The following is a 25,822-nucleotide window of genomic DNA, read 5'->3' as shown; positions in this document are numbered from 1 at the left end:
CCGGTTGCGAAGCGTTTTTGACTGACCGGTCAGTGAGTTCGAGTAGCACGCTATCGGATGTCCGAAGACACTGTCGACGATCTCATGGAGGCGACGTATCGGGCGCTCTGCGAGCGCGGCTACGCGGAGCTGACGATGCAGGACATCGCCGCGGAGTCGGACAGGAGCAAGGGCACCTTACACTACCACTTCGACGGCAAGGGCGACCTCCTCGAGTCGTTTCTCGGCTTTCTGCTCGATCGGTTCGAGGACCGACTCGAGACGATCCCCGGCGAGACGCCGGCCGAACGGCTCCACGGGCTGTTCGACGAGTTGCTGACGCCGGCCGACGAGGACGCCGCCGAGGAGTTCCGGACGGCGATCCTCGAGATCAAGGCCCAGTCGCCGTACGACGAGGCCTACCGGGAACGGTTGACCGAGTTCGATCGGACGATGCACGACCGGATCGCGGCCGTCGTCGAGGCGGGGATCGAAGACGGAGCGTTCCGCGCCGACGTCGATCCCGACGAGACCGCGGCGTTCCTCGTCACCGTCTTCCACGGCGCCCAGACGCGCGCGGCGGCCGTCGATCGGTCGCTCGAACGGACCAGACGGTACGTCCACGAGTACATCGACGGCCTGCGGGTCGCCGACTCGCGTTCCGACGGGCACGACGCGTCGTCGGCCGACGGGACGGCGGACGCCTCGTCGACCGCTGAGACGAAAGCGACGGCAGCGGACGGCTCGGAGAACGCGGGAGAAGACGGGACGGAGGGGACCCGATGAGCCTCGTGGACCGCCTCTCGAGTCTCTTCAAGGGCCGCGAGGAGTTCGACCTGACGGAGGGCGGCATCGCGCGGCCGCTGTTCTACCTCTCCCTGCCGATCATCGTGACGAATCTACTGCAGACCGCCTACAACCTCATCGACACGTTCTGGCTCGGTCAGTACAGCACGGACGCGCTGGCGGCGATCAGCTTCGCGTTCCCGATGGTCTTCCTGTTGATCTCGGTCGGAATGGGGCTGTCGGTCGCCGGGAGCGTCCTCGTCGCCCAGCACATCGGTGCGGACGAGGAACGCGAGGCGGAGTACGCCGCCTCCCAGACCGTCGCGCTGTCGCTGCTGGGTGCGACTCTCATCGGGATCGTCGGGTTCGGCTTCGTCAGGGAACTCCTCGGGCTGTTGGGCGCCTCGAACGACGTGTTGCCGCTGGCGACCGACTACATGCAGGTCATCTCGCTCGGGATGCCGTTCATGTTCGGTTTCTTCGTCTTCATCGCGCTCATGCGGGGCTACGGGGACACGATCACGCCGATGCTCGTGATGTTCGGCTCGGTGCTGCTCAACGTCGTCATCGACCCGTTCCTGATCTTCGGTTGGGGACCGTTCCCCGAGCTCGGCATTCAGGGCGCGGCGATCGCGACCGTCTTCTCCCGGGGGCTCGCGCTCGTCGTCGGCCTCGCGATCATGTTTCGGGGCGCGAGAGGCGTCAAGATTCGGTTGGAACAGATGCGACCGGACCTCTCGTTCGCGCGGAAACTCGTCGAGATCGGCGTCCCGGCGTCGATAGAGGGGATGGGCCGAGCGCTGTCGATCAACCTGCTGCTGGTCATCGTCGCCCTCTTCCCGGACACGGTCGTCGCCGCCTACGGCGTCGGGACGCGGGTGTTCTCGGTCATCTTCCTGCCGGCGGTGGCGGTCGCCCGCGGCGTCGAGACGATGACCGGCCAGAACGTCGGCGCCGGGAAACCGGACCGCGCCGAGAAGGCCGCCGACTTCGCCGCCCGGGTGATGTTCGTCGTGCTGGGCGCGCTCGGCGTCGTCGCGTGGCTCGGCGCGCGGCCGATCATCGCCGTGTTCACCACCGATCCCGAGGTCGTCGACATCGGGATGACCTTCCTGCGGTACGTCGCGCCGTCGTTCGGCTTCATCGGGGTGATGCGGGCGTACAACGGGAGCTTCCGGGGAACCGGCAAGACGCTCACGGCGGCGGCGATCGTCCTCGTGATCTACGCCGGCGTTCGACTCCCGGCCGCGTACGGCCTCTCGAGGTCGATCGGCTACGAGGGCATCTGGATCGCCTTCGCCGTCTCGAACGTCGTCGGCGCCGCCCTCGCCTACGGCTGGTACCGCCGGGGAACGTGGCGGAACGCCGACGTTCGCGACGCCGAACCCGACCCGCAGACCGGCGACGACCTCGAGGTCAAGGACGTGAGCACCGATGACTGAGGGACTCGTTCCGATTCCGTGGGGTATCCCCACCAGTGAAGTGGTCGTGACTCGACGTGTTCGATCGAGCCGCGTCCTCATGGACCACCCCGCCTACAGCCGCCGCCGGTTCGCTCGAGGGGAACAGCGACGCAACCGTTCGACTCGTCGCTCGAGGTGGTAATCGATGGTCGAAGCCGTCAACATCGACATTCTGAGCCTCCTGCTCGTCCTCACGGTCGCGTGGATCTTCGGCGCGGTGGCCGAACGCTTCGGCTACCCGACGATGATGGGGGAGCTGTTCGCCGGTATCGTGTTCGGGCCGCCGCTGCTCGGGCTGTTGCACCCCTCGGAGCTGTTGACCGTCCTCGCCGAACTCGGCGTGTTCCTCCTGATGGTGTTCGTCGGGATGGAGGTCGACCTCCGGGAACTGTTCCGGCTCGGACCGCAGTCGCTGCTGATCGCCTTCGGCGCCTTCGTCATCCCGTTCGGGCTGGGGTACGCCGCGGGGATCCTGCTCGACGTCTCCGTCGGTGCGGCCCTGTTCCTCGGGCTCGCGATGGCCGCCACGTCGCTGGCCACGAAGTCCCGGATCCTCGCGGACCTCGAGTTGCTGGACACGCGGATCGCGAACGTGTTGCTCGGCGGGGCGCTGGCCTCCGACGTGGGGGTGCTCGTCGCGTTCGCGGGCGTCGACAGCTACGTCACCGCGGGCGCGTTCGACGCGACCGAGATCGGACTGATCCTCGTCAAGGCGTTCGGCTTCTTCGCGATCACGCTGGTGCTGGGCTACCGCTTCCTGCCCGTCGCGTGGCACCACATCGAACGCCAGCGCGAGCGGTACGGCTTCGTCGATCACACGACCGCGTTCACGTTCGCGCTGCTCGTCTCGCTGCTGTTCGCCTATCTGGCCACGCTCGCCGAGTTGCACATGATCATCGGCGGCTTCATGGCCGGCATGTTCCTCCGGCAGGCCGACGTCGAGCCCTCGCTCTACGAACACATGCACACGGTCATCTACGACCTCGCGATGGGGCTGTTCGCGCCCGTCTTTTTCGTGACGGTCGGGTTCGACATCACGTTCGGCGTGTTCTCCGATTCGCTGGGCGTCCTCGTCGCCCTCGTCGCCATCGCCTTCCTCGGGAAGATCGTCGGCTCCTGGCTGTTCGCGCTGCCGACGTCGCTGACCTCGCGGGAGGGGCTCGTCGTCGGATTCGGAATGAACGGGCGGGGGACCGTCGAGATCATCATCGCCACCGTCGCCCTCGAGGCCGGCGTCATCGACACCGAGATGTTCTCGATCCTGGTCTTCATCGCCATCTTCACCACCGCGCTCGTCCCCGTCACCGTCACCTGGGGCGTGCGCCTGCTCGAACGGGCTGACGAACTCGTCTACGTCGACGCGGACGCCGCCTCGAGCGACTGATCGAACTCCGTTCTCGAGCGACCGATCGGTTCGAGACTCGTTCTCGAGTCGCTCTCGGTTCTCACGTGGGCGGTGTCGAATCGTCGCTCGGGGGCGCTGGTTTATTTCGTTTGGGCCAAGCGTTATTCGGTTCGATACCGTATCTCATATATGACACCACTCCCGTTCGATCCCTTGCAAGTGGGTGCCGCAGACCCGCTCCTGTTCGTCGGCGCGCTGGTGCTCGTCGTCGTGATCGCCACCGTCTGGTCGATGGTCGAGATCGTCGACGCCTACGACAGGGGCGCACTCACCGTCCTCGGCGAGTATCGCAAACTGCTCGAGCCCGGGCTGAACATCGTCCCGCCGTTCGTCTCGCGGGTCTACGACTTCGACATGCGGACCCAGACGCTCGACGTGCCCAGCCAGGAGGCGATCACGCGGGACAACTCCCCCGTCACGGCCGACGCGGTCGTCTACATCCGGGTGATGGACGCCAAGCGCGCCTTCCTCGAGGTCGACGACTACGAGCGGGCGGTCTCGAACCTGGCCCAGACGACGCTGCGCGCCGTGATCGGCGACATGGAACTCGACGACACGCTCTCCCGCCGCGAGATGATCAACGAGCGGATCCGCCAGGAACTCGACGAACCCACCGACGAGTGGGGCATTCGCGTCGAATCGGTCGAGGTCCGCGAGGTCACGCCCTCCAGGGGCGTCAAGGGCGCGATGGAGGAACAGACCTCCGCCGAGCGACGCCGCCGCGCGATGATCCTCGAGGCGCAGGGTGAACGCCGCAGCGCCGTCGAGCAGGCGGAGGGTGACAAGCAGTCGAACATCATCCGCGCTCAGGGGGAGAAGCAGAGCCAGATCCTCGAGGCGCAGGGCGACGCGATCTCGACGGTCCTGCGCGCGAAGTCCGCCGAGTCGATGGGCGAACGCGCGGTCATCGAGAAGGGGATGGAGACGCTGTCCGACATCGGTCAGGGCGAGTCGACGACGTTCGTCCTCCCGCAGGAACTCACCTCGCTGGTGGGTCGCTACGGCAACCACCTCTCGGGGAGCGACGTCGAGCGGGACGGTACGGAACTCGAGAGTCGCGAGTTCGACGCGGAGACTCGCGAACTGATCGGCCTCGACGACATCTCCGAGATGCTCGGCGAGATCGAGGACGTGGAGATGGACGTCGAGGCGATGGAACAGGAGGCCCAGGCGATCAAGGAGGGCGAGGATATGCCGGAAGAGGGCGGCGAGACGATTGATATCGCAGAGACGCGCCAGGAGACGGACGACGGCGGCGAGACCGGCGACGACGACTGACACCGACGCCCTCGAGAGACGCGGGACCGATCGCGACCGAGCGCGGCCCTTTTGATGCCGGCCTGTGAGTGATCCGGTATGAACGTACACGTCGTCGGTGACGATCCCGTCCGCGAGGCGGTCGTCACCGCCCTCGGAGACGTCGACGTCACCGTCGAAGACGCGACAGCCGACGACCTCGAGGACGCCCGGTTCGGAGTCGTCAGCGACGTGGCCGGCGCGGCCGCGTTCCGGCGAGCGAACGCCGCCGCGCGCGCCGGCGGCACGCCGTGGATCGCCGTCGAGATCGGCGGCGTCGGCGGCCAGCCCCTCGCCGGCGTCGACGCGGCCGTCTCGGGCTTCGCGCCCGCGACGGGCTGTTTCGACTGTCTCCGGCAGCGCGTCGCCGCGAACATAGAGGAGGGGGAGCGGAGCGACCGACCGCAGGCCGATCGCAGCACGGCCCGCCTCGCCGGCGCGCTCGCGGGCCGGGAGTGCGTCCGCGTCCTGTCGGGCGACGACCGGTCGGTGATCGGCCACGTCGTCGAACTGCCCCACGCCAGGCGACGGGTCTTGCCCGTCCCCGGCTGTGAGTGTCAGAACGAAACGCGCGATCGGACCCTCGAGCGCGACGACGATTCGCTCGCCCTCGACGCGGCCGTCGAGAGCGCCGAGGCCGCGATCGACGACCGCGTGGGGATCGTCAGGAGCATCGGCGAGATCGAGTCGTTCCCCGCGCCCTACTACCTCGCGACGACGACCGCCACGCAGGGATTCAGCGACGCGAGCGCGCCGACGCAGGCGGCCGGCGTCGCCGACGACTGGAACGCGGCGCTGATGAAAGCGGTCGGCGAAGGCCTCGAGCGCTACTGCGCCGGCGTCTACCGGGACGGCGAGTTCGCCCACGCCAGCGAGGCCGACCTCGAGAATCCGGTTTCGCCGACGGATCTCGTGCGTCCCGACGATGCACCCACCTACGACGCGAGCGACGAGTACCGATGGGTGCCGGGCGAGGACCTCGCGACCGGCGACGACGCCCACCTGCCGGCCGCGGCGGTCCAGTTCCCCCAGCCCGGGGAGTCACTCGTTCCCGGCATCACGACGGGGCTCGGACTCGGCTCGTCGACCGTCGACGCCCTGCTGTCGGGCCTGACCGAGGTCATCGAGCGGGACGCGACGATGCTCGCGTGGTACTCGACGTTCGACCCGCTCGGGCTGACCGTCGACGACGACGACGCCTTCGCCGCCCTCGCCCGGCGCGCCCGCGGCGAGGGACTGTCGGTGACGCCGCTGCTGGTCACGCAGGACGTCGACGTCCCCGTCGTCGCCGTCGCCGTCCACCGCGAACCGGACGCCCTCGAGGGAGCCGTCGAGCCGACCGCCGACGAGTGGCCGGCGTTCGCCGTCGGCTCCGCGGCGGCCCTCGACGCGACGGCCGCCGCGCGGTCGGCGCTCGAGGAAGCGCTGCAGAACTGGATGGAACTGCGGAACCTCGGTCCCGAGGAGGTCGCCGACGCCTCGGGCGCGATCGGGGAGTACGCGTCGTTCCCCGAGGTCGTTCGCGGATTCGTCGACGTCGACCGGACGGTTCCGGCCGAACGTGTCGGCCCGGACGCCGCGCCCGAGGGACGAGCGGCGCTGGAGGACGTCGTCGAACGGACGACCGACGCCGGCCTGACGCCGTACGCGGCGCGGCTGACGACCCGAGACGTCGCGGAGACCGGCTTCGAAGCGGTCAGAGTCGTCGTCCCCGGCGCCCAGCCGCTGTTCACCGGCGAGCCGTTCTTCGGCGAGCGGGCGCGGACGGTGCCCGAGGACCTCGGGTTCGAACCGCGACTCGAGCGCGCGTTCCATCCCTATCCCTGAGCGGTCGCTCTCTGGTGCTATTCTCGAACCGGCGCTCTCGGGTTCGCCGGCTCCGATAAGTGATCCGTGCCGCCGGCCGCGAATCGAAGAGGTTACTCGTCGGTTTCGTCGGCGGCCGCGTCGGTCTCGTTCGCTGCCGTCCGATTGCCGCTCGCGTCGGGATCGGTCTCGTTCCCGTTCGCCGTCTGGTTGCCGCCGTCGCCGCTCTCGCCGTCGACGGTCTCGGTATCGCCGTCCTCGAACTCGAGTTCGATCACGAGGTCGTCGTCGTAGAGCCGAATCATCACGAGATTGGTCTCCGGCGTCACCGACGCCGTCCTGACGGTCGTCACCGATTCGTTTTCGATCTTGGCGACGCGAAAGCTCTGTTCCGTCTGGTCGAGGTGGGGCGCGCTGACGGTCTCATCCGGCGTGACGGAGTAACTCTGCTCGTAGCTCTGCCGGCCCGATCCGCGTTCGCGCGCCTCGAGGAGGATGTTCTGCGTCTCGTCGGCTTCGCTCTGGACCTCGACGGGGATGACCCCCTGCAGTCCGAAGTGCTCCTGAACGCCCTCGATACAGCCCGCGAGTCCGGCGAGGGCCGACGTCGCAGCGAGTCCGAGTGCCGTACGGCGGTTCACACTCGGTGCTCGGGAGCGGACGACCGTATGCGTTTCTCTTCGCGGTACCGCCATCGGTTTCCGTTCGATAGTAGCGTGCGGGACGGTATCGCGGAGCACTTTTATCGCGCCGGCTGGATGCGCCGCTATGGACAAGACCGCGATCGACGACGTCGACATCGAACGCAACCCGATGGAGGTCCACTCCGTCAGACGGCCGATCTCACGGGCGCTCGGCTTCACGGACTTCGCGATGAATTACTTCGAACTCGAGCCCGGCGAGTCGTTCTCCGGCGGGCTCCACGCCCACCACGATCAGGAGGAGGTCTTCTACGTCCAGGCGGGAACGGCGACGTTCGAGACGCGCTCGCCGGACGACGAGACGGCGCGGGAGGTCTCCGTCGACGCCGGCGAGGTGATCCGCTTCGCGCCGGGGGAGTTCCAGCACGGGTACAACGACTCCGACGCCGACGAACGGGTCGTCGGCTTCGCCTTCGGCGCGCCGAAGGCGCGACACGACTGGGACGAGATCGAGTCACTGCTCTACTGTCGGGAGTGTGACGCCGAAGTCGGCCACGGCCTCGAACTCACCGAGGACGGGAACTTTCGCATGACCTGTTCCGAGTGCGGCAACTCGTTCGTCGTCGACTGATCACCGGTCGCCTGCGGACGGATCACCGGTCGTCCTCGCCGACGTTCTTCGATGCACCGGACCGTTTCCGACGGCCGCGCCTCGAGACCGCTGTTGACATGTTAACGAGCACCTTCTCGGGATTCTGTGATGAGATACTAAGTATCACGGCAGTTGGTAACACGCGATGGGGGAGTCGGTCGACGACGGACCGCTGTGGTGTCAGAGGGCCGGGGCTCACCCTCGGTAGGGATCGACGATCGACCGCAACGACGGTGATACGAATTCATGGCACGAAATACCACGATGGCTGCGATCGGTGTGCTCTCGCTGGGTGCACTGGCAACGGCGAGTCTCGGGTTGTACAGGACGTTCTCGTTCGTCGCGGCGGCGCTCATCCTCGCGGTGGTCGCCTCGGCGACGATCGAACGAGGAACCGGTGATCCCGATCTGGAACCGTACACGGCGCTGATCGGTGCGCTGACGGCGTTCTTCCTGATCGGACTGGCCGGCATCTGGCTGACGTGGGAACCGGGGGCGACCGAGTACAGCTACGTCCTCGGCGTCCCGCTCTCGACGCTGATCTACTTCGGGTTCATCTGGCTGTTACCGCTGACCGCGGCGATCTACTACTCGCTGATCTTCGACCGGATCGCGGGCGAGGAGATCGTCGACGACATCATCGAGTCGGCCCGCGAACGTCAGCGGCGTGAGTCGTTCCCGCTGGCGCCGGAGCAACCGTCCCGACCCACCGAGGTGGCCGACGGCGGCGAAGTAGCGGACGGAGGTGAGGTCGATGAGTAGCGCGTTCGCGCCGCTGCCGCTTCAGGAGGGGATTCCCGTCGCCGACGATCCCGTCATCCTCGGGTTCGGTGCGGCGTACCTGTTCATCGTCGTCCTGATCGGCGCCTGGGGCTGGATGCGGACCGAGTCGACGAGCGATTTCCTGATCACCGGCAAGAGCGTCGGCACGTGGGTGCTCGCGATGACCGCGTTCTCGGTGATCCAATCGGGCTTCGGCTTCGTCGGCGGCCCCGAACTGGTCTACGCGTACGGCACGACCGCGCTGTGGATCTTCTTCACCGCGCCGCTGGGATTCCTGCTGACGTGGATCGTCCTCGCCAAGCGAATGCGCCTGCTGGCCGACGTCCGCAACGTGCTGACGCTGGCCGACGGGATGTACGCCCGCTACGAGAGCGACACCGTGCGGGGGCTGACCGGGCTCGCGGTGATCGTCGGCGTGGTCGCCTACCTCGCGACGAACCTCGCGGCGCTGCAGTTCGTCATGCGCGCCATCTTCGGCGTCCCCGTCATCTGGGGGCTGCTCGGCGGTGCCCTCATCCTGCTGCTCTACAGCATGCTCGGCGGAATGATCGCCGGCGTCTGGACGGACTTCCTGCAGGCGCTGACGATGATCACGGGCGCCGTCTTCGTCTTCGCGTACGCGCTGTCGTTCGGCGGCGGGATGGAGAACATCTCGCGGAACCTCGCGAGCGCGGACCCGAACCTGATCTCGCCGTTCGGCGCGATGGGCGGGGCGACCACGGCCGTCCTCGTCGGCGTCGCGTGGTGGATCCTGTTCTCGGTCGGATCGGCCGGTCAGCCCCACCTGATCACGAAGTTCTACATGAGCCGCGACATGAATATCCTGAAGTGGGGCGCTCCGATCGCCGCCATCTCCTACGCGATCTCGAGTCTGATCGCCTTCTCCGCGGGCCTGTCGATGCGCGCCATGGTCGAGGCCGGCGAGATCGGCGAGACGTTCAGCGCCAGCGAGGTCGGCCCCGTCTTCGTCCTCGAGCAGACGCCGAGCGTCATCGCGGGACTGATCCTCGCGGCGCTGCTGGCGGCGATCATGTCCACCAGCGACTCGTTCCTCAACATCGGCGCGGCGGCGGTCTCGCGGGACATCCCGCGAGCGCTGGGCCGACCGATCGAGGACGACAGGACGGAACTGCGCGTCACGCAGGTCGCGCTGGCCGGACTGACGGTCCTCGCGACGGGGGTCGTCTACTTCTCCGATACGCTCGTGGGCATCCTCGGGACGATCGGCTGGGGCTTCTTCGCCGCCGCGTTCGTCCCCATCGCCGTCTTCGGGCTGAACTGGAAGGGCGCGACGAAGGAGGGGGCGATCGTCGCCGTTCTCGGCGGCCTCTTCGTCAACATCGTCTACAGCGCGCTACCGATGGCCCTCGAGGTCGCCGGCTACGAGTCCGCTGCGAGCGCCATCATGACGACGTACGTCTTCCCCGACGTCTTCCCCGTCGGAACGGTCGCGCTGCTGGTCGCCATCGTCCTGTTCGTCGGCTTCTCGCTGCTCACCCAGTCTCGACGGACCGTACCCAGCGATCTCCACGCCCTGCTCGAGCGATGACGGCCGATACGTCCACCGACCGCGACGCCGACTCGAGCCCGAACGGCGACCTCGGGCCGGAGACCGCAGCCGACGGCCGGGGCGAGACCGAACTCGCGCGGCTCACGCAGTGGCTCCGCCAGCGGCCGAACTCGATCGAGCTGTGGGAGCTCGTGGTGACCGACGAACGCCTCGTCTGGTGTTTCGTCGGCGAGTCCTACCGTTCGATGCTGTTGCGGGCCGACATGGGGAAACGCGACCGCGCGCTCGTCGACGACAGCCGACTCGAGGAACTCGTCGACCTCGACGAGGCGAACTTCGCCGTCCCCCTCGAGCGACTCGAGTCGATTCGGCTGACGGAGGGGACGCGGTTTCGCCGCGCCAGGCTCGAGATCGAGTGGGACGATCAGGCGGGAACGCGCTACGACGGCTCGGTGACGCTGGTCAGCACCAGCGACGCCGACTCCCAACGCGAACGGATGGCCGCGCTGGCCGAGGAACCGCGACTCGAGGGCGTCGCGATCGCGGTCGAGTCGCCGGGCTGGTCGCCGTTCTGATCGGCGTTCGGCCTCGAGCGGTTCGGTGTCGTCTCACAACGGACGCGAGAGTCGGATTATTTTTCACCCTGAACCGAGAGGGGGCGCACATGTCCACGGGAGCGACGACGACGGTCGAGATCGACACGACACTGTTCATCACCGTCTCCGGCCCGCCGGGCTGTGGCGCGACGACGCTGTGCGAGCGACTCGCCGACGCGATGGGCTGTCCGTACGTCTCGGGCGGGGAGGTCTTCCGGGAACTCGCCGAGGACCGGGACATGAACCTGAACCAGCTGACGGCGAAGGCCGACGAGAACGACGAGATCGACCGCGCGATCGACCAGCGCCTCCAACAGATCGCCGAGAAGTGGGGGATGGCGAACAAACCCTTCATCCTCGAGTCCCGGCTGGCGGGCTGGCTGGCCGGCGAGCGCGCGGACCTACGGATCTGGCTCGACGCACCCGAAGACGTCCGCTTAGAGCGCATCGAGGAGCGCGTCGAGACCGAGGCCGAGATGCGCGTCCGCGAGGTCAGCGAGGCCGGCCGCTACGAGTCGTACTACGAGATCGACATCGACGACCGGGAGTTCTACGACCTGCACGTCAACACCGCCCGCTGGAGCAAGGAGGGCGTCTTCGAACTCGTCCGGACCGCGCTCGAGGAGTACGATCCCGACGCCGACGAGGGCGCGTTCTCGACGCCGGACCTGAACCCGTAGCGTCCGCAGTCCGCTTTTCGACGGCGACAGTTCTTTCTCGTCATGTGTGGACGCTTACCACGACATGACGTACACCGTCACGCTCGACGGCGAGACCTACGAAGCGGCGTCCGAATCGTTCGAATGGGACGTTCCGGACGACTTCAACGCGGCCGCGGATCTGGTCGGGAAACACGACGACGGCGAACGGGTCGCGCTGTACCAGGTCGACGACGCGGGCGAGCGCGAGGAATACACGTTCGACGACCTCGACGAGCGATCGAACGCCGTCGCGAACGCGCTCGAGTCCCGCGGCCTCGAGCGCGGCGACCGCGTGGCCGTCGTCGTCCCGCAGAAACCCGCGAACGTGCTGACGCACTTGGCCTGCTGGAAACTGGGCGCGATCTCGCTGCCGCTGTCGGTGCTCTTCGGCGACGACGCGCTTCGCTACCGGCTGACCGACAGCGAGGCCCGCGTAGCCGTCGTCGACGCGAGCCAGTGGGAGACGATGCGCGAGGTCGCACCCGACTGTCCGGCCCTCGAGTACGTGTTCGTCGTCGACGGCGGCGAATCGGTCGGCGGAGACGCGAACGAGGCGACGCTCGAGGACGTGACCGTCGAGCGGTTCGACGACGCCGTCGACTGGGGAGAGACGACGTTCGACCGCGCCGACACCGACGTCGACACGCCCGCGATCGTCATGTACACCAGCGGGAGCACCGGCGAGCCGAAGGGCGTGCTCCACGCGCACGGCGTCTGGCTCGGGCACTGTCCCGCGTTCCAGATGTACTTCGAGCGGGACGTCCGCGACGGCGTCTACTGGACGCCTGCCGACTGGGCCTGGATCGGTGCGCTCGGCGACCTCGTCTTCCCCGCCTGGCACTACGGGCGGCCGGTCGTCGGCTATCCGATGGGGTCGTTCGACCCCGAGCGGGCCTACGAGATCATGGCCGAGTTCGACGTGACGAACGCGTTCGTCCCGCCGACGGCGATCCGCATGTTGATGGGCGTCGACGAACCGACCGACCGTTACGACCTCTCGCTCGAGGCGATCTGCTCCGGCGGCGAACCCCTGACTCGAGAGATCCTCGAGTGGGCCGACGCGGAGCTCGCTGGCGTGGTCGTCAACGAACTCTACGGCCAGACGGAGGCGAACCTGCTCGTGACGAACTGCCGGGAGTGGTTCCCGGCGAAGCCGGGCAGCATGGGGAAACCGGTGCCGGGCCACGACGTGGCGGTCGTCGATCCCGACGCCGGCGAGCGGGTCGATACGGGCGAGATCGGCGAGATCGCGGTCCGCCGCGGCGACGATCCCGTGCTCTTCGAGGAGTACTGGAACGCGCCCGAGAAGACGGACGCGGTGACGCTCGAGGACGGTCCCGACGGAACGGTCTGGCACCTGACCGGTGATCTGGCAGAGCGAGACGAGGAGGGGTATCTGTGGTTCACGTCGCGGGACGACGACCTCATCATTACCAGCGGGTACCGCGTCGCGCCCCGCGAGGTCGAGGAGACGATCCTCGCACACGACGCCGTCGAACAGGTCGGCGTCGTCGGCGTCCCCGACGAGACCCGCGGGGAGATCATCAAGGCGGTCGTCCAGCCGGTCGCCGGCCAGCGGGGAACGGACGAGCTGCGGAGCGAGATTCGGGACCGCGTCCGCGAGAAGTTGGCCGAGTACGAGTACCCGCGCGAAATCGAGTTCGTCGACGAACTGCCGACCACGACGACCGGCAAGATCAGGCGGACGGAACTGGCCTGATCGGGCGCTCGAGGAAGCAGTGAGGGTCGACGCTCGAGGCCGACGGCGACGTTACTCGCTGTCGGGCGAGTAGTTGGGCGCCTCGTCGGTGATGACGACGTCGTGGGCGTGGCTCTCGGCCTGGCCGGCCGAGGAGACGCGGACGAACTCGCTGCGCTCCTTGAACTCGGGGATCGTCTCGGCGCCGACGTAGCCCATGCCCGACTGCATGCCGCCCGCGAGCTGGTGGAGTTCGGACTTGAGCGTGCCCTTGTACGGCGTCGCGGCCTCGACGCCCTCGGGGACGTACTCGTCTTCCTCTTCGGGTTCGTCTTTGAGGTAACGGTCGCTGTCGCCGGACTTCATCGCGCCGACCGATCCCATGCCGCGGTACTGCTTGTACTTCTTGCCGTTCATGGTGACGACGCGGCCGGGGGCCTCGTCGGTGCCGGCGAAGTAGGAGCCGAGCATGACCGCGTCCGCACCGGCGGCGACGGCCTTGATCGCGTCGCCGGAGTACCGGATGCCGCCGTCGGCGATCACGGGGACGTCGTTCCGGCTCGCGACGTCCGCGACCTGCGCGACCGCCGTGATCTGGGGCATACCGGCGCCGCTCACGACGCGGGTCGTACAGATCGAGCCCGGACCGATGCCGACCTTGATGCCGTCCGCGAAGTCGACGAGGTCCTCGGCCGCCTCGCGGGTGCCGACGTTGCCGACCACGACGTCCGCGTCGACGCTCTCCTTGATCTCGCGTGCGCCGTCGATGACGTTCAGGTTGTGCGCGTGCGCGGTGTCGATGAAGAGGACGTCCGCGCCGGCCTCGTCGGCGGCCTCGGCGCGATCCCGTTCGAACGGACTGACGGCGACGCCACAGCGGAGGCGCCCGTCCTCGTCGCGGACGGCCTCCTGGTACTCGCGGCGCTGGAGGATGCCCTGCATCGTGACGAGGCCGACCAGGAGGTTCTCGTCGTCGACGACCGGTACGCGCTCGATCTTGTGCTCGTACATCAGGTCGAACGCGTCGCGGGCGTCGATGTCCTCGTGGGCCGTGATGACCTCGTCGGTCATCGCCTCGGTGACCGGGTCGTCCTCGTTGACCTCGAGGTGGGGCCGGATGTCCGTACTCGAGATGATCCCCAGGACTTCGCCGTTGGTGTTGACGACGGGCGCGCCGCCGACGCCGCGGCGGGCCATCCGCTCGTCGACCTCGCGGACCGACATCTCGGGATCGGCGGTGACGACCTCGTCGAGGGGGATGATGAGCTCGTCGGCGCTCTTGACGCGCTCGATCTCCTCGACCATCTCGTCGATGTTCATGTTCCGGTGGAGGACGCCGAGACCGCCGTGGCGGGCCATCGCGATGGCCATGTCGCTCTCGGTGACGGTGTCCATCGCCGCCGAGATGATCGGGACGGAGACCTCGACGTTTTTCGAGACGTGCGAGGTGAGATCGGCGTCGTCGGGTTCGACGCGGCTCTCCTTGGGTCGAAGGAGGACGTCGTCGAACGTCAGCGCCTCCGGTACGTCCAGTTTTGCAGAATAGCGCTCGTGCTCAGGAATGTCGTTCGCCATGTAAGCCGTCCGGACCCGCGGGGGAAAAGCGTTGCGAGATATCTTCGGATGACAACGGATGACGGGGCTCTCGGGGGCGGACGCGGCCGATGCGCTCGAGCGGGTGCTCGCGAGACGATCGTCCGCCTGTCGGTCGATTGTCGTCACCGATCGCCCTCGATCAGAGCGCGAGTGGATCCGATTCGGGCCGCCCTCGCCCTCGAGGCAGCGGTCGTCTCGATGGCAATCGGTATCGTTTCCGAACCCGGCCCACAACGATGTACATCGCTGCCCGCATCTGGCCCCCAGTGTCAGGAATACGCCGGGTTGTGCGACCCCATCCCACACAACGCTTATTGAGAGGCCAGTCGTCAATTCGGGTATGATCGCTGTGAGTTTCAGTGCCCCCCGAACCGCTGGTTGGACGAGCGTCGACAGCGACGCCGCCAAATTCCAGTTCGGGAATTTTACAGGGAAACTCACAGCGCGAGGCCGCGGTCCGAATCCCACGAACTGGTGGCTCGCCCACCAGTCCGTCCGGGATCGTCCTCCCTATTACCCACCGGCCTCGGGTCACGGCCACCGGCCCTGACCGATGAGTACGTCACGACACCCGGTCGCTCTCAGTCTCGAGCGCATCATCGGCGGTGACGCCAAGCTGCTGGCGCTGGTGATGATGCTGCCGCTGATCGACGGCGTCTTCCCGGCGCTGATCCTCGCGGGCGCGCTGAACGACCCGCTGGGTGCCGTCCAGGTCGGCCTCCTGATCTTCGGCGGTTCGGCCACCGTCGCGGTGATCCTCGCGGAGATGTCCGGCACGCCCCGCGAACAGGCGGCGATCGTCCTGCTGGTCGGCGTCCCGCTGATACTGCTGGCGGCCGTGCAAGCGGCGCTGGCGCCGTCGTTCGAGAGCCTGATCGACATCGTCATCTTCGAGCGCTTCGCCGCGCTGGTCATCGCGGCCATCGCGGCCAAGACCGCCAGCGCGACGATCGGCGAGTACCTGCCCAACCCGGTGGTCATCATCGGACTGGGACTGGTCGCAAGCGTCGATCCCAGCGGGGCCACGTTCACCGTGATGAACGACCCCGCGCTCGTCGCGAACGCGACCCTCGCGGCGGCCATCGGCGTCGGCTTCGCGCTGACGATCGCGCTGGGCGCGCCGTACCTGCGCGGCTGCATGGACATCGACCGCTTCCGCTTCGGCAGCGCGGTCGCGCTCGGCCTGCTCCCGCTGTCCCTGCTCGGGATGGCCTTCGGACAGGCCCCGCTGGCCGCGCTGATCGTCGCCGCGATCCTCGCGATCGACCTGCCCCTCGAGCGCGACTCGAGCGACGCGGCGGACGACGGCGGCCCACCGCTGGCCGTCGATCCGATCACCGACGGCGGCGACGCCGACGAGAACGCCGAACTGGACGTGGAACCGGCCGAAGAGACCGACGACGCCGACACGGGAACCTACCCGGGCGACGACACGACGGACACCGAGGGCCGGGCCCCGTGGCTGTAGGACGGTTCGGAATCGAAACCACTTTAGGCGGGATGGCCCAACTGGAGAGCGAGGGGTCGTGGCCAAGCCCGGCATGGCGACTGACTCCAGAGGCAACGCGCCCGGGACGAAACTCCAGACTGATATACTGATCGGGCACCTGATCAGTGTCCGTGTGATGACCCTCTGGAGTTCCGAGGCGCACCGGAGATATCAGTCGATCGGGGGTTCAAATCCCTCCGACCCCATTCCTCTGCCGCGAGCAAAAACGCGAGCGGCAGGTATGTCTCAGTGGGATTTGAATCAGGGAGCAGCTCGCTGCGACCGTGGTTCAAATCCCTCCGACCCCATTCCTCATTGCGAACAACATCGTGAGCGATGAGTACTGGAAACGGAGGATTTGAGCCCAGAGGACGAGCGAAGCGAGTCCTCGTGGTTCAAATCCCTCCGACCCATTCCGCTGGCGCGAACACGTCCGCGAGCGGTCGGTCTGAACTCTAACCCTACTCCGTATCGCGTAACGGCTGGGTCGATTCGCTGCCAGCCACACCTCGAGACGCAGTCCTGTCTCCGGCGGGAGCGTCCGCACGGGAATCGGCGCTCTCGCTGCGACGACATCGATCGACCCTATCGAGTCAGTGGCCCTCGAGTCGAGCGTCCCACCGGCTCCGAACCGGTTCGGTCACCCGCGACTCGAGTACCACCGAGTCTCGAGTCGCGGCGGACAGTCGGGTGCCGGCACCGACACACCACCGCGCTCGAAACCACCGCCGTCGGCGCCCGGTCCGGAACGGGACTCGAGAGCGAACGAGAAACGGAAAAGCGAGCAACCCACCCCCCGTATCACGGGACTTATCCGCTTCACTACCGACTGGGTAGCCATGAGTAAACGAGCGGACGCCACCGAATCAGCGTTCTGGGCCGACGACGCCGACGATTCAGGGGCGATCCAGCGCTACCGGACGCTCGTGAACGCGGTCGACGACGGGATCTATCAGCTCGATGCCGACGGGCGGTTCGTCGCGGTCAACGACGTCATCCTCGAGTCGAGCGGCTACGCGCGGGCGGACCTCCTCGGCGCGCACGCGTCGGTCCTGATCGCTGACGACGACGTCGAGCGGATCTCGCGTGCGATGGCCGACCGACTCGCGGCCGGCGACGCGATGGACGAGACGTTCGAACTGACGGCGCGAACGGCCGACGGCGAGGAACTCGCCTGCGAACTCCGGACGAACCTGCTGGTCGAGGACGGCCGGTTTCGGGGCTCGGTCGGAATCGTCCGCGATATCACCGAGCGGGGGCCGACCGACCGCCGACTCGAGGACCGCGAACGGGAACTCGAGCGCGAGCGGGACCTGATCGACCGCGTCCTCGAGACCAGTCCCGTCGGCGTGCTGGTGCTCGACGCCGACGGCGAGGTCACCCGGATGAACGAGCGGTTGCGGGAGCTGCTCGAGATTCCGGCCGACGACGTCTCGGACTACGCCCCTTCCGACCGGCCGGTCTACGACGAAGGCGGCGACGAAATCGGAGTCGACGATCACCCGTTCGCGCGGACGCTCGAGACGGGCGACCCGGTCTACGACGAACTACTGCGCGTCGATCTCCCGAGCGGCGACGCGCGCTGGCTGTCGGTCAACGCCGCCCCGATCCGGACCGACGACGGGGCGGTCGACCGCGTCGTCACGACCGGCGAGGACGTCACGGAGCTCAAGGAACGCGAGGCCGAGCTCTCGACGGAACTGAACGAGATCTTCGGTCGCATCTCCGACGCCTTCTACGCGCTCGACGACGAGTTCCGCTTCACTCACGTCAACGAGCAGGCCGAGGAGCTCCTGCAACACGCCGAAGGCGAGTTGCTCGGCCGGAACCTCTGGGACGTGTTCCCCTCCGCCGAGGCGATCGACGAGGTCAGGGACGCCTTCCACACGGCCCTGGAGACGCAGGAGGCGACCAGCTACGAACTCTACTACGACACGCTCGGATTCTGGGTCGAGGCGAACATCTACCCCTCCGAAACCGGCGTCTCGGTCTACTTCCGCGACGTCACCGAGCGGCGAGAGCGCGAACGCGCTCTCGAGGAGTCCGAGCGTCGCTACCGAACGCTCGCGGAGTACTTCCCGAACGGCCTCGTGACGCTGTTCGATCACGACCTCGAGTACACGCTGGCGGCCGGCCGAGGGTTCGATCGCATCCCCGTCGAGCCCGCCGATCTCGAGGGCCGGCAGTTCCACGACGTCTGGCCCGACGAGACCGCCGCGGACCTCAAGCCGGCGTTTCAGGGGGCGCTCCGGGGCGAGGAGACGTCGGTCGAACTCGAGTACGCGGGCCGGGAGTGGGTGCTCCACGCGGTGCCGATCACCGACGACCGCGGCGACGTCTTCGCGGGCATGACGATGGCCCAGGACATCACCGAGCGCAAGGAGTATCAGCGCCGCCTCGAGGAGACGATCGACCGGCTCGAGGCCTCGAACGAACGCCTCGAACACTTCGCCTACGCCGCCAGCCACGATCTGCAGGAGCCGTTGCGGATGGTCTCGAGCTACCTGCAACTGATCGAATCCCGCTACGGCGACGCGCTCGATGCCGACGGCGAGGAGTTCCTCGCCTACGCCGTCGACGGCGCCGAGCGGATGCGCGAGATGATCGAGGGCCTGCTCGCGTACTCCCGAATCGAAACGCAGGGCGATCCGTTCGAACCGGTCGAACTGAACGCGGTGGTCGACGCGACGCTCGAGAACTTGCAGGTGGCGATCGAGGAGAGCGACGCCGAAATCACGGTCGACAGCCTTCCCCGCGTCCGTGGCGACGAGGGGCAACTGCAGCAGGTGTTCCAGAACCTGCTCTCGAACGCGATCGAGTACTCCGGCGACGAGCCGCCGCGGATTCGCGTCGACGCGGAACGGCGCGGTCGCGAGTGGGTGATTTCGGTCCGCGACGACGGGATCGGTATCGATCCGGCCGACCAGGAGCGCGTCTTCGAAGTGTTCCAGCGACTGCACAGTCGCGAGGACCATCCCGGCACCGGGATCGGGCTGGCGCTCTGTCAGCGCGTCGTCGAACGCCACGGGGGACGGATCTGGATCGACTCCGAACCGGGCGACGGGACGACGGTCTCGGTCGCGCTCCCGGGGGAGGAGTGAGCGGTGACGAGCGTCGAACGACCGACGGGACCGAAGCGGGAAACGAGAATCGGGACTCGACGAATACGTATCGGAGCCGATGGCCGGCGAGTACGCCGGTGATCACCGGTCGGTCGGCGATCAGTCGCCGGCGCAGTACGATCGACCGCCGCTCGAGTCGGACGCCCGTCCGCCCTCGTCCGTCGGTCGAGCGGTGATCGTCGTCCCGCACTCGGGACAGCGGTAGTGCTCGCGGTCGTCGCGGTGCTCGAGGATCCAATCGCCGTCGACTTCGCTCTCGTGGCCGCACTCGAAGCAAAACAGCAAGGCTTTGCTATCGGGCGGTCGGCTGGTGTCCGTAACGGTGGAGTTCATCACCGGAGCTAGCTACCGAACGCCAAAAACCCTGTTGGCCCCGAGAACGCTTGCCGTCCGATTTCGGCCACGTCAGTGGCTAACAGTCATGATTCTCCCTGACACTCGGTGTACGTTTCGATCCGCGACTCGCTCGCCGCGGGAATCCGTGTTCGACTCGCCCACCACGGAACGAGCGCGGCGATCTCGGCGGACGACGGGCGCCGCTTCTCGAGTCGCTCACGTTTCCGACGGTTCGCGAACGATCGCGAACCAGAACTCCTCGATCTCGTCGACGAACGCGACGAAGTCCGCGGGCTCGACCGGCTTCCGAACGTAGAAGTCCGCCTCGAGGCCGTGGGACTGGACGATCGATTCGCCCACCTCCGAACTCGTGAGCACGGCGACGGGGATGTCGGCGAGGATCGGTTCGCCGTTCAGTTCGGCGAGGACGTCCATGCCGCTGGTACCGGGGAGCTGTGGCTCGAGCAGGATGATGTCGGGTGGGGACGCGTCGGCGTACTCGCCGCGCTGGTGGAGGAAATCGAGCGCGGCGTCGCCGTCGGAGACGGCGTGGACGGTGTTCACGAGCTTCGCGTCCCTGAAGTTCTCGGTGAACAGTCGGGTATCGCCCGGATTCGGCTCGACGAGTAAGATGTCGATTGCGTCCTCGATGCCGGCGTTACCGGTAGTCATAGGGCATAGTACGCCCCGGACGGTAAAACTGCGCGGGTGTCGGCCGTGGACGGACGTTGCGTCCGGTCGAAACGCAGTCGTCGCGTGAACAGTCCATCGGGAGCGAACGTATCGATAGGTCAGTATTTTCGTCGAAGCCCGTACAGCCACGGATACCGACGGTTTTCGACCGGCGTACTTATCCCGCTCAGAGCAATCTGTAGGGGTAGTGAATTCGGAAGCGGACCGCCGCGTTCGGTGCGGGCGGCGTCGACCCGCTTCCGACGAGAATAGCCCGTCGATCACCCCCGCTCTCTCCCATGAGTCAACAGCTTCACACCACCTCCGACGACGTGCTCGGCCTCGAGACCGGTCTCGAGGCACTCGACGCCAGTTCGACGTTCCCCGGCCCGGTCGAATCGGTCGCCGGCCACGAATCGTACGACCACCTCGCGCTCATCTACGAGTCGCGGGCCGAACAGTTCGCGACGGTGATTCCCTACATCACCCACGGCCTCGAGCGCGGAGAGCGGTGCGTCTACATCGCCGACGAGAACGACACTGCAGCGGTGCTCGCGGCGCTTCGGGACAGCGATGCCGACGTCGACGTCGACGCGGCCCTCGAGTCGGGGGCGCTCACCATGTACACCGCACAGGACTCCTACCTGCGGAACGGGGCGTTCGATCCCGACGAGATGATCGCCTTTCTCTCCGAGACGATCGAGGAGGCCGCCGCGGAGTACGAGGGGCTCCGGATCACCGGCGAGATGACGTGGGTGTTCGGGGACGACCCGCCCCTCGAGGATCTCGTCGAGTACGAGGGGAAACTCAACGATCTCCTGCCCGACGCCGACGGGATCGCCCTCTGTCAGTACAACCGCAGTCGGTTCTCGTCGGACGTCCTCCGCGATATCATCAAGACCCATCCGCATCTGGTCTACGACAACACGGTCTGTCAGAACTTCTACTACACCCCGCCCGAGGAGTTCTTCGGCCCGGACCGACCCGACCGGGAGATCGACCGCATGATGGGGACGCTCCTCGACCGAACCGAAGCGCGCGCCGAACTGCGGACCCAGCAGCAGTTCCTTCAGCGCCAAAACGAGATCACGGGCGATCCCGACCGCGCGTTCGAGTCGAAACTGCAGGACCTGTTCGAACTCGGCTGCGAGCGGTTCGACCTCGAGGTCGGCGGGATCGCCCGCATCGACCGCGACGCCGATCGAGCGGAGATCGAGATCGCCAGCGGCGACCACGTCTACTTCGAGTCGGACCTCGAGGTGCCGCTGTCGGAGACGTTCTGCGCGGAGACCCTCGAGACCGACGAGACGGTCGCCGTCTCGGTCGCACACGATCAGTCCCATCGATCGTCGACGCTCCACCGGGAGTTCGGACTGAACGCGTATCTCGGTGCGCACGTCGAGGTCGAGGGCGACGACGACCGGACCTTCTTCTTCCTCTCTTCTGAACCGCGCGACGAGGCGTTCTCGGACGACGAGCGGACGTTCCACCGGCTGATGGGGCAGTGGGTGAAGTACGAACTCGAGCGCGAACAGCGGGAACGCCACCAGAAGACCCTCTACGAGATCACGGCCGATCCGGACCGCACGTTCGACGAGAAGGTCCGCGCGATGTTCGATCTGGGCCGGGAGCGGTTCGACCTCGAACTCGGCGGACTGGCGCGGATCGATCCGGCGACCGACTCCTTCGAGGTGGAGGCGATCGCCGGCGATCACGACCACCTCAGGCCCGGCGCCCGGGCGCCGCTCTCGGAGACGTACTGTCGGCTGACCGTCGACGACGAGGCGACGGCGGACGTCGTCGACCCCGTCGACTGCGGCTTCGGCGATAGCCTCGCCTACGAGGAGTTCGGCGTCGAAACGTATCTCGGCTCGCGTATCGAACTCGAGAACGAGTCCGATCGGACGTTCTTCTTCGTCTCGACGGACGCTCGCGACCGGGGCTTCTCCGCGGCCGAACGGACGTTCCACCGGCTGATGAGCCAGTGGATCGAGTACGAACTCGAGCGGAAACAGCGGGAGACCGCCCTCGAGGAATCCAACGAGCGCTTAGAGCAGTTCGCCTATGCGGCCAGCCACGACCTGCAAGAGCCCCTTCGAATGGTCACGAGCTATCTCCAACTCCTCGAGAACCGGTACGGCGACGCCTTCGACGAGGACGGTCAGGAGTTCCTCGAGTTCGCGGTCGACGGCGCCGATCGGATGCGCGAGATGATCGAGGGGCTGCTCGAGTACTCCCGCGTCGAGACGCGGGGCGACCCGTTCGAATCGATGGCGCTCGACGATATCGTCGACGACGCCCTCGAGGACCTCCAGTTCCGGATCGAGGAGACGGACGCCGAGCTCACCGTCGAGGACCTCCCGCGCGTCGAGGGCGACGCCAGCCAGTTGCGGCAGGTGTTCCAGAACCTGCTGCAGAACGCACTCACCTACAGCGGCGACGAGCCGCCGCGGATCGACGTTACCGCGACCCGGCGCGGTCGCGAGTGGGTGATCGCGGTCGCGGACGACGGCATCGGCATCGATCCCGCCGATCAGGATCGGGTGTTCACGGTCTTCGACCGGCTCCACAGTCGCGAGGAGTACGACGGGACGGGCATCGGCCTCGCGCTCTGTCAGCGCATCGTCGAGCGCCACGGCGGCGAGATCTGGGTCGACTCCGAGCCGGGCGAGGGATCGAGGTTCTCGTTCACGCTGCCGGTCGCCGAGTGACGCGGTCGTCTCGCGAGGGCGCCGGAACGCGTCGCGCTCGTCGCCGCGTGGCATAATGCGTGGGTATCATTTAGACCAATGGCGCGCGTACGACCGCGTATGAGCACCAGCCGAACGACCGACCGTTCGCCGCTGCCGGACCGACTGATCGGACTGGCCGCCGGGATCGGCGCCTGGATCCTCTGGTCGGGAGTCGTCTTGACCGGAACCGGACTGATCGTCGTCAACAACGCCCTCGTCGGGGCAGCGATCGCGTTCTTCGCCGCCTACGCGGCGGGATGGCCCGACGGCGGACGGCTCCCGAGCATCGCGGCGCCGGCGCTCGTCGTCCTCCTCGGGCTCTGGGTGGTGGCCGCCCCCTTCGTGATCGAGGTGACGATCGATCGGATCCGCTGGAGTAACGTCATCGCCGGCGCGCTAGTCGCGCTGCTGGCCGCCGGGAGCATCGCCGGCGGCCGTCAGTCGACGAAGTCGGCCACCGCCGGCGCCTGACCGCACTGTCGAACGCGGCGCGACCGACGCGTTCGAGCCGAGAGCGCGATGCGGCTAAAGCGGCGCTTGCTGGACGGTATCGGCGAGAAAACGCGACACAAGCCGGCCTGCATTCCCTGTCAGCCAAGTTCGATCACTTAGCCAGATAACTATTTACCGGTGCTAATATTATAGCTTTTCGATGCCTTCAGAAAGTGAAATCGGTATTACGGATTCTCGAAGTTCGTGATGGCCCTTCGGAGCCACTACCCAGTCTGAACATTCATTTTCGGTTGACTCTCACTGAAATTGGGTGGCGGGAAAGGCTACCGGAAACCCAACGAGTCTATGCCCGGTTGTGGTTGATGACGATAATGACGACGGTCGTCGAACTCGACATCCCGGCGGACCGTCTCGTGGCCGCTCGGTCGTTCGAACGAGTACCGACCCTCGAGTACCAGATCGGCGGGATGATCGGTGACGCGCCGCCGCTGGTCTGGCTCGCCGGCCCGGATCGGGAGACCGTCCGGGAGGCGCTCGATGCCGATCCCTCGGTCGACGTGATCGCGAGCGTGACCGACGAGACGCGGACCGACGGGTCGAGTCCCGACGAGGACGCCGACCGCGAGCGGTGGCTGTTCCGACTCGCTTTCGGGGACCGGTTCAAACTCTTCGAGCGAATCGTCGCGGAGAACGACGGGGCGTTCTTGGAGGCCAGCGGAGACGACGGATCGTGGTCGGTAACGTTGCTCTTCCACGACCGGGACTCGCTGTCGGCGTGTTACTCGCTGTTCGACCAGTACGACTTCGAGGTCGACGTGACCCGACTGACGGGGATCGACGACCTGGCGAGCGCCGGGACGCCGCTCACCGAAACCCAGTACGAGACGGTCCGAACGGCCCACGAGCTCGGCTACTTCGAGGTCCCGCGCCGGATCACGCTCAAGGAGCTCGCCGCGGAACTCGACGTCTCGCATCAGGCGCTCTCGGAACGGCTCCGCCGGTGTCACGCCGCGCTCGTCACCGCGGAGCTGACGGGCGGGACGATGCCGACCGCGATCGATCCGTAGTCGTCGCCCGCCTCGCCGGTCCGATTCCGAGACGCGAGTCGAACAGACGGCTATCTTTCCCCGACTCTTGTCGACACTATACTCGAGCCGACGATAAATACTCGGCAAAGAAATCAACCGTACACTAATTCGATATAGATTAGCTAATCTACCTCGAGGAATAGCTTTATTATTGGACGGAAACAAACATAGAGTGTCGGCGTGACGCCGACCCCGCGACGAGCTACCGAGTGCGATACGCGCGCCGGTGGATCACTCGTGCTCAATCACAGCGGTCACTCGTGGCTGTGTGACCGTCTTTCCACTCCTTCCTTTCACTCGAGGCTCGAATACGATGACGAGCGGCCTCGATGACGACGTCATCGGTCCGAACGACCAAGTTATTAACCGCTCCCGTCGACACGTCTCCTATCGACGATGGCGGACACTGCGTCCCGAAGCGGGTGCACCGAGGTGGGACACTCGTCGCGAGGAGCCGAACCGAAGCGCGAACAGTCGGAACTCGAGCCGGACGACATCTATCACATCCTCCAGACCAGTCGTCGTCGCCACGTGCTCCGGCATCTCCGAAGCGCCGGCGAACCGATGACGCTTCGCGACCTCGCCGAGCGGATCGCCGCTCGGGAACACGAGACGACCGTCGAGAACCTGACCTCGGACCAGCGCCAGCGCGTCTACATCTCCCTGTACCAGTCACACCTGCCGAAACTCGACACTCGCGGGATCGTCGACTACGACAAGGATCGCGGGATCGTCGAGCCGACTCCGCTGGCCGCCCAGTTCGATCCGTACCTCTCGGGACTCGAGGAGCCGTCGACCGATCCGTGGCCGCGCCGGTACGCGGGAGCGGTGGGGTGGTGCGCGCTGCTCGTGGTCGCGAGGGCGGGCGGTCTGCTGCCGATTCCGTGGAGCGCCGCGGCGTCGATCGTCGTTCTGGCGTTTTCCGTCGTGACGGCGGGCCACTGGTATTCGGAACTGTCGCGTCGTAGTCCTCGCTAGATCCGCCGCTGCGGATCGTATTCGTGGAGAGAGCGGGTG

21 protein-coding genes and 1 tRNA gene are annotated in these 25,822 nt (G+C 67.0%); 18 read left to right on the top strand and 4 right to left on the bottom strand.

Features of this window, described 5'->3' with window-relative positions; genetic code table 11:
- Window positions 1–57: 57 nt before the first annotated feature.
- The 5 genes from WD430_RS16715 to WD430_RS16695 all read left to right on the top strand — a co-directional run bounded on the left by WD430_RS16715 (window position 58) and on the right by WD430_RS16695 (window position 6,756).
- Window positions 58–765 carry a TetR/AcrR family transcriptional regulator gene (locus WD430_RS16715; protein WP_339103557.1) on the top strand — a complete coding sequence of 236 codons (708 nt, stop codon included), beginning with the start codon at window positions 58–60 and terminating at the stop codon, window positions 763–765.
- Window positions 762–2,207, top strand: a complete 1,446-nt coding sequence (locus WD430_RS16710; RefSeq protein WP_339103556.1) for an MATE family efflux transporter — start codon at window positions 762–764, stop codon at window positions 2,205–2,207. Before WD430_RS16715 ends, WD430_RS16710 begins: the two co-directional genes overlap by 4 nt.
- Before the next feature lie 166 nt (window positions 2,208–2,373).
- Window positions 2,374–3,612 (top strand): cation:proton antiporter, encoded by a 1,239-nt coding sequence (locus WD430_RS16705; RefSeq protein WP_339103555.1) that lies wholly within the window; start codon window positions 2,374–2,376, stop codon window positions 3,610–3,612.
- Window positions 3,613–3,762: 150 nt separating this feature from the next.
- Entirely contained in the window at window positions 3,763–4,911 is a 1,149-nt protein-coding gene (locus tag WD430_RS16700) for an SPFH domain-containing protein (RefSeq protein ID WP_339103554.1), read from the top strand.
- Between the two features lie 78 nt (window positions 4,912–4,989).
- A complete protein-coding gene (locus tag WD430_RS16695) occupies window positions 4,990–6,756 on the top strand; it encodes a YcaO-like family protein (protein ID WP_339103553.1) in 1,767 nt (588 codons plus the stop codon).
- A gap of 92 nt (window positions 6,757–6,848) precedes the next feature.
- Here WD430_RS16695 and WD430_RS16690 read toward each other — a convergent pair whose 3' ends face one another.
- Window positions 6,849–7,376 (bottom strand): hypothetical protein, encoded by a 528-nt coding sequence (locus tag WD430_RS16690; RefSeq protein ID WP_339103552.1) that lies wholly within the window; start codon window positions 7,374–7,376, stop codon window positions 6,849–6,851.
- Window positions 7,377–7,503: 127 nt separating this feature from the next.
- On the opposite strand from WD430_RS16690, the gene WD430_RS16685 reads away from it, so the two are divergent.
- The 6 genes from WD430_RS16685 (at window position 7,504) to WD430_RS16660 (ending at window position 13,338) form a co-directional block, all read left to right on the top strand.
- Window positions 7,504–8,007, top strand: a complete 504-nt coding sequence (locus WD430_RS16685; protein WP_339103551.1) for a cupin domain-containing protein — start codon at window positions 7,504–7,506, stop codon at window positions 8,005–8,007.
- A gap of 267 nt (window positions 8,008–8,274) precedes the next feature.
- Complete coding sequence (locus WD430_RS16680; protein WP_339103550.1) at window positions 8,275–8,790, top strand: hypothetical protein; 516 nt, start codon at window positions 8,275–8,277, stop codon at window positions 8,788–8,790.
- Window positions 8,783–10,360, top strand: coding sequence for a sodium:solute symporter family transporter (locus tag WD430_RS16675; RefSeq protein WP_339103549.1), 1,578 nt, complete (start codon window positions 8,783–8,785; stop codon window positions 10,358–10,360). Before WD430_RS16680 ends, WD430_RS16675 begins: the two co-directional genes overlap by 8 nt.
- Entirely contained in the window at window positions 10,357–10,896 is a 540-nt protein-coding gene (locus WD430_RS16670) for a hypothetical protein (protein ID WP_339103548.1), read from the top strand. Before WD430_RS16675 ends, WD430_RS16670 begins: the two co-directional genes overlap by 4 nt.
- An 89-nt stretch (window positions 10,897–10,985) precedes the next feature.
- A complete protein-coding gene (cmk, locus tag WD430_RS16665; protein ID WP_339103547.1) occupies window positions 10,986–11,597 on the top strand; it encodes a (d)CMP kinase in 612 nt (203 codons plus the stop codon).
- A gap of 64 nt (window positions 11,598–11,661) precedes the next feature.
- A complete protein-coding gene (locus WD430_RS16660; protein WP_339103546.1) occupies window positions 11,662–13,338 on the top strand; it encodes an AMP-binding protein in 1,677 nt (558 codons plus the stop codon).
- 51 nt (window positions 13,339–13,389) lie between these two features.
- On the opposite strand, the gene guaB is transcribed toward WD430_RS16660, so the two are convergent.
- Window positions 13,390–14,892: an IMP dehydrogenase gene (gene guaB / locus WD430_RS16655; protein ID WP_339103545.1), complete on the bottom strand. Its 1,503-nt coding sequence runs from the start codon at window positions 14,890–14,892 to the stop codon at window positions 13,390–13,392.
- A 574-nt stretch (window positions 14,893–15,466) separates the two neighbouring features.
- Here guaB and WD430_RS16650 point away from each other — a divergent pair.
- From WD430_RS16650 to WD430_RS16640, 3 genes are all read left to right on the top strand, one after another.
- Window positions 15,467–16,381, top strand: coding sequence for a DUF5794 domain-containing protein (locus tag WD430_RS16650; protein WP_339103544.1), 915 nt, complete (start codon window positions 15,467–15,469; stop codon window positions 16,379–16,381).
- Between the two features lie 52 nt (window positions 16,382–16,433).
- Window positions 16,434–16,608, top strand: a tRNA-Trp gene (locus WD430_RS16645).
- A gap of 633 nt (window positions 16,609–17,241) precedes the next feature.
- Window positions 17,242–19,503 carry a PAS domain S-box protein gene (locus WD430_RS16640; protein WP_339103543.1) on the top strand — a complete coding sequence of 754 codons (2,262 nt, stop codon included), beginning with the start codon at window positions 17,242–17,244 and terminating at the stop codon, window positions 19,501–19,503.
- Between the two features lie 120 nt (window positions 19,504–19,623).
- On the opposite strand, the gene WD430_RS16635 is transcribed toward WD430_RS16640, so the two are convergent.
- Together WD430_RS16635 and WD430_RS16630 are read right to left on the bottom strand one after the other, a co-directional pair.
- Window positions 19,624–19,857: a hypothetical protein gene (locus WD430_RS16635; protein WP_339103542.1), complete on the bottom strand. Its 234-nt coding sequence runs from the start codon at window positions 19,855–19,857 to the stop codon at window positions 19,624–19,626.
- A 219-nt stretch (window positions 19,858–20,076) separates the two neighbouring features.
- Window positions 20,077–20,532 (bottom strand): response regulator, encoded by a 456-nt coding sequence (locus WD430_RS16630; protein ID WP_339103541.1) that lies wholly within the window; start codon window positions 20,530–20,532, stop codon window positions 20,077–20,079.
- Between the two features lie 299 nt (window positions 20,533–20,831).
- Between WD430_RS16630 and WD430_RS16625 the strand changes: the two genes are divergently transcribed.
- The 4 genes from WD430_RS16625 to WD430_RS16610 all read left to right on the top strand — a co-directional run bounded on the left by WD430_RS16625 (window position 20,832) and on the right by WD430_RS16610 (window position 25,783).
- Complete coding sequence (locus WD430_RS16625; RefSeq protein ID WP_339103540.1) at window positions 20,832–23,243, top strand: MEDS domain-containing protein; 2,412 nt, start codon at window positions 20,832–20,834, stop codon at window positions 23,241–23,243.
- A 99-nt stretch (window positions 23,244–23,342) separates the two neighbouring features.
- Window positions 23,343–23,735: an SPW repeat protein gene (locus WD430_RS16620; RefSeq protein ID WP_339103539.1), complete on the top strand. Its 393-nt coding sequence runs from the start codon at window positions 23,343–23,345 to the stop codon at window positions 23,733–23,735.
- Between the two features lie 353 nt (window positions 23,736–24,088).
- A complete protein-coding gene (locus tag WD430_RS16615) occupies window positions 24,089–24,784 on the top strand; it encodes a helix-turn-helix domain-containing protein (RefSeq protein ID WP_339103538.1) in 696 nt (231 codons plus the stop codon).
- 417 nt (window positions 24,785–25,201) lie between these two features.
- Window positions 25,202–25,783 carry a hypothetical protein gene (locus tag WD430_RS16610; protein ID WP_339103537.1) on the top strand — a complete coding sequence of 194 codons (582 nt, stop codon included), beginning with the start codon at window positions 25,202–25,204 and terminating at the stop codon, window positions 25,781–25,783.
- Window positions 25,784–25,822 lie beyond the last annotated feature (39 nt).

Origin of the sequence: Haloterrigena sp. KLK7 (assembly GCF_037914945.1) — an archaeon.
GTDB lineage: Archaea > Halobacteriota > Halobacteria > Halobacteriales > Natrialbaceae > Haloterrigena > Haloterrigena salinisoli.
This window is presented reverse-complemented; position numbering and strand designations above follow the sequence as displayed.

Excerpts from the sequence above, each read along its gene's own strand:
- WD430_RS16715 (WP_339103557.1), top strand. The coding sequence starts at position 58 with ATGTCCGAAGACACTGTCGACGATCTCATGGAGGCGACGTATCGGGCG.
- WD430_RS16710 (WP_339103556.1), top strand. The coding sequence starts at position 762 with ATGAGCCTCGTGGACCGCCTCTCGAGTCTCTTCAAGGGCCGCGAGGAG.
- WD430_RS16705 (WP_339103555.1), top strand. The coding sequence starts at position 2,374 with ATGGTCGAAGCCGTCAACATCGACATTCTGAGCCTCCTGCTCGTCCTC.
- WD430_RS16700 (WP_339103554.1), top strand. The coding sequence starts at position 3,763 with ATGACACCACTCCCGTTCGATCCCTTGCAAGTGGGTGCCGCAGACCCG.
- WD430_RS16695 (WP_339103553.1), top strand. The coding sequence starts at position 4,990 with ATGAACGTACACGTCGTCGGTGACGATCCCGTCCGCGAGGCGGTCGTC.
- WD430_RS16685 (WP_339103551.1), top strand. The coding sequence starts at position 7,504 with ATGGACAAGACCGCGATCGACGACGTCGACATCGAACGCAACCCGATG.
- WD430_RS16680 (WP_339103550.1), top strand. The coding sequence starts at position 8,275 with ATGGCACGAAATACCACGATGGCTGCGATCGGTGTGCTCTCGCTGGGT.
- WD430_RS16675 (WP_339103549.1), top strand. The coding sequence starts at position 8,783 with ATGAGTAGCGCGTTCGCGCCGCTGCCGCTTCAGGAGGGGATTCCCGTC.
- WD430_RS16670 (WP_339103548.1), top strand. The coding sequence starts at position 10,357 with ATGACGGCCGATACGTCCACCGACCGCGACGCCGACTCGAGCCCGAAC.
- cmk (WP_339103547.1), top strand. The coding sequence starts at position 10,986 with ATGTCCACGGGAGCGACGACGACGGTCGAGATCGACACGACACTGTTC.
- WD430_RS16660 (WP_339103546.1), top strand. The coding sequence starts at position 11,662 with ATGACGTACACCGTCACGCTCGACGGCGAGACCTACGAAGCGGCGTCC.
- guaB (WP_339103545.1), bottom strand. The coding sequence starts at position 14,892 with ATGGCGAACGACATTCCTGAGCACGAGCGCTATTCTGCAAAACTGGAC.
- WD430_RS16650 (WP_339103544.1), top strand. The coding sequence starts at position 15,467 with ATGAGTACGTCACGACACCCGGTCGCTCTCAGTCTCGAGCGCATCATC.
- WD430_RS16640 (WP_339103543.1), top strand. The coding sequence starts at position 17,242 with ATGAGTAAACGAGCGGACGCCACCGAATCAGCGTTCTGGGCCGACGAC.
- WD430_RS16635 (WP_339103542.1), bottom strand. The coding sequence starts at position 19,857 with ATGAACTCCACCGTTACGGACACCAGCCGACCGCCCGATAGCAAAGCC.
- WD430_RS16630 (WP_339103541.1), bottom strand. The coding sequence starts at position 20,532 with ATGACTACCGGTAACGCCGGCATCGAGGACGCAATCGACATCTTACTC.
- WD430_RS16625 (WP_339103540.1), top strand. The coding sequence starts at position 20,832 with ATGAGTCAACAGCTTCACACCACCTCCGACGACGTGCTCGGCCTCGAG.
- WD430_RS16620 (WP_339103539.1), top strand. The coding sequence starts at position 23,343 with ATGAGCACCAGCCGAACGACCGACCGTTCGCCGCTGCCGGACCGACTG.
- WD430_RS16615 (WP_339103538.1), top strand. The coding sequence starts at position 24,089 with ATGACGACGGTCGTCGAACTCGACATCCCGGCGGACCGTCTCGTGGCC.
- WD430_RS16610 (WP_339103537.1), top strand. The coding sequence starts at position 25,202 with ATGGCGGACACTGCGTCCCGAAGCGGGTGCACCGAGGTGGGACACTCG.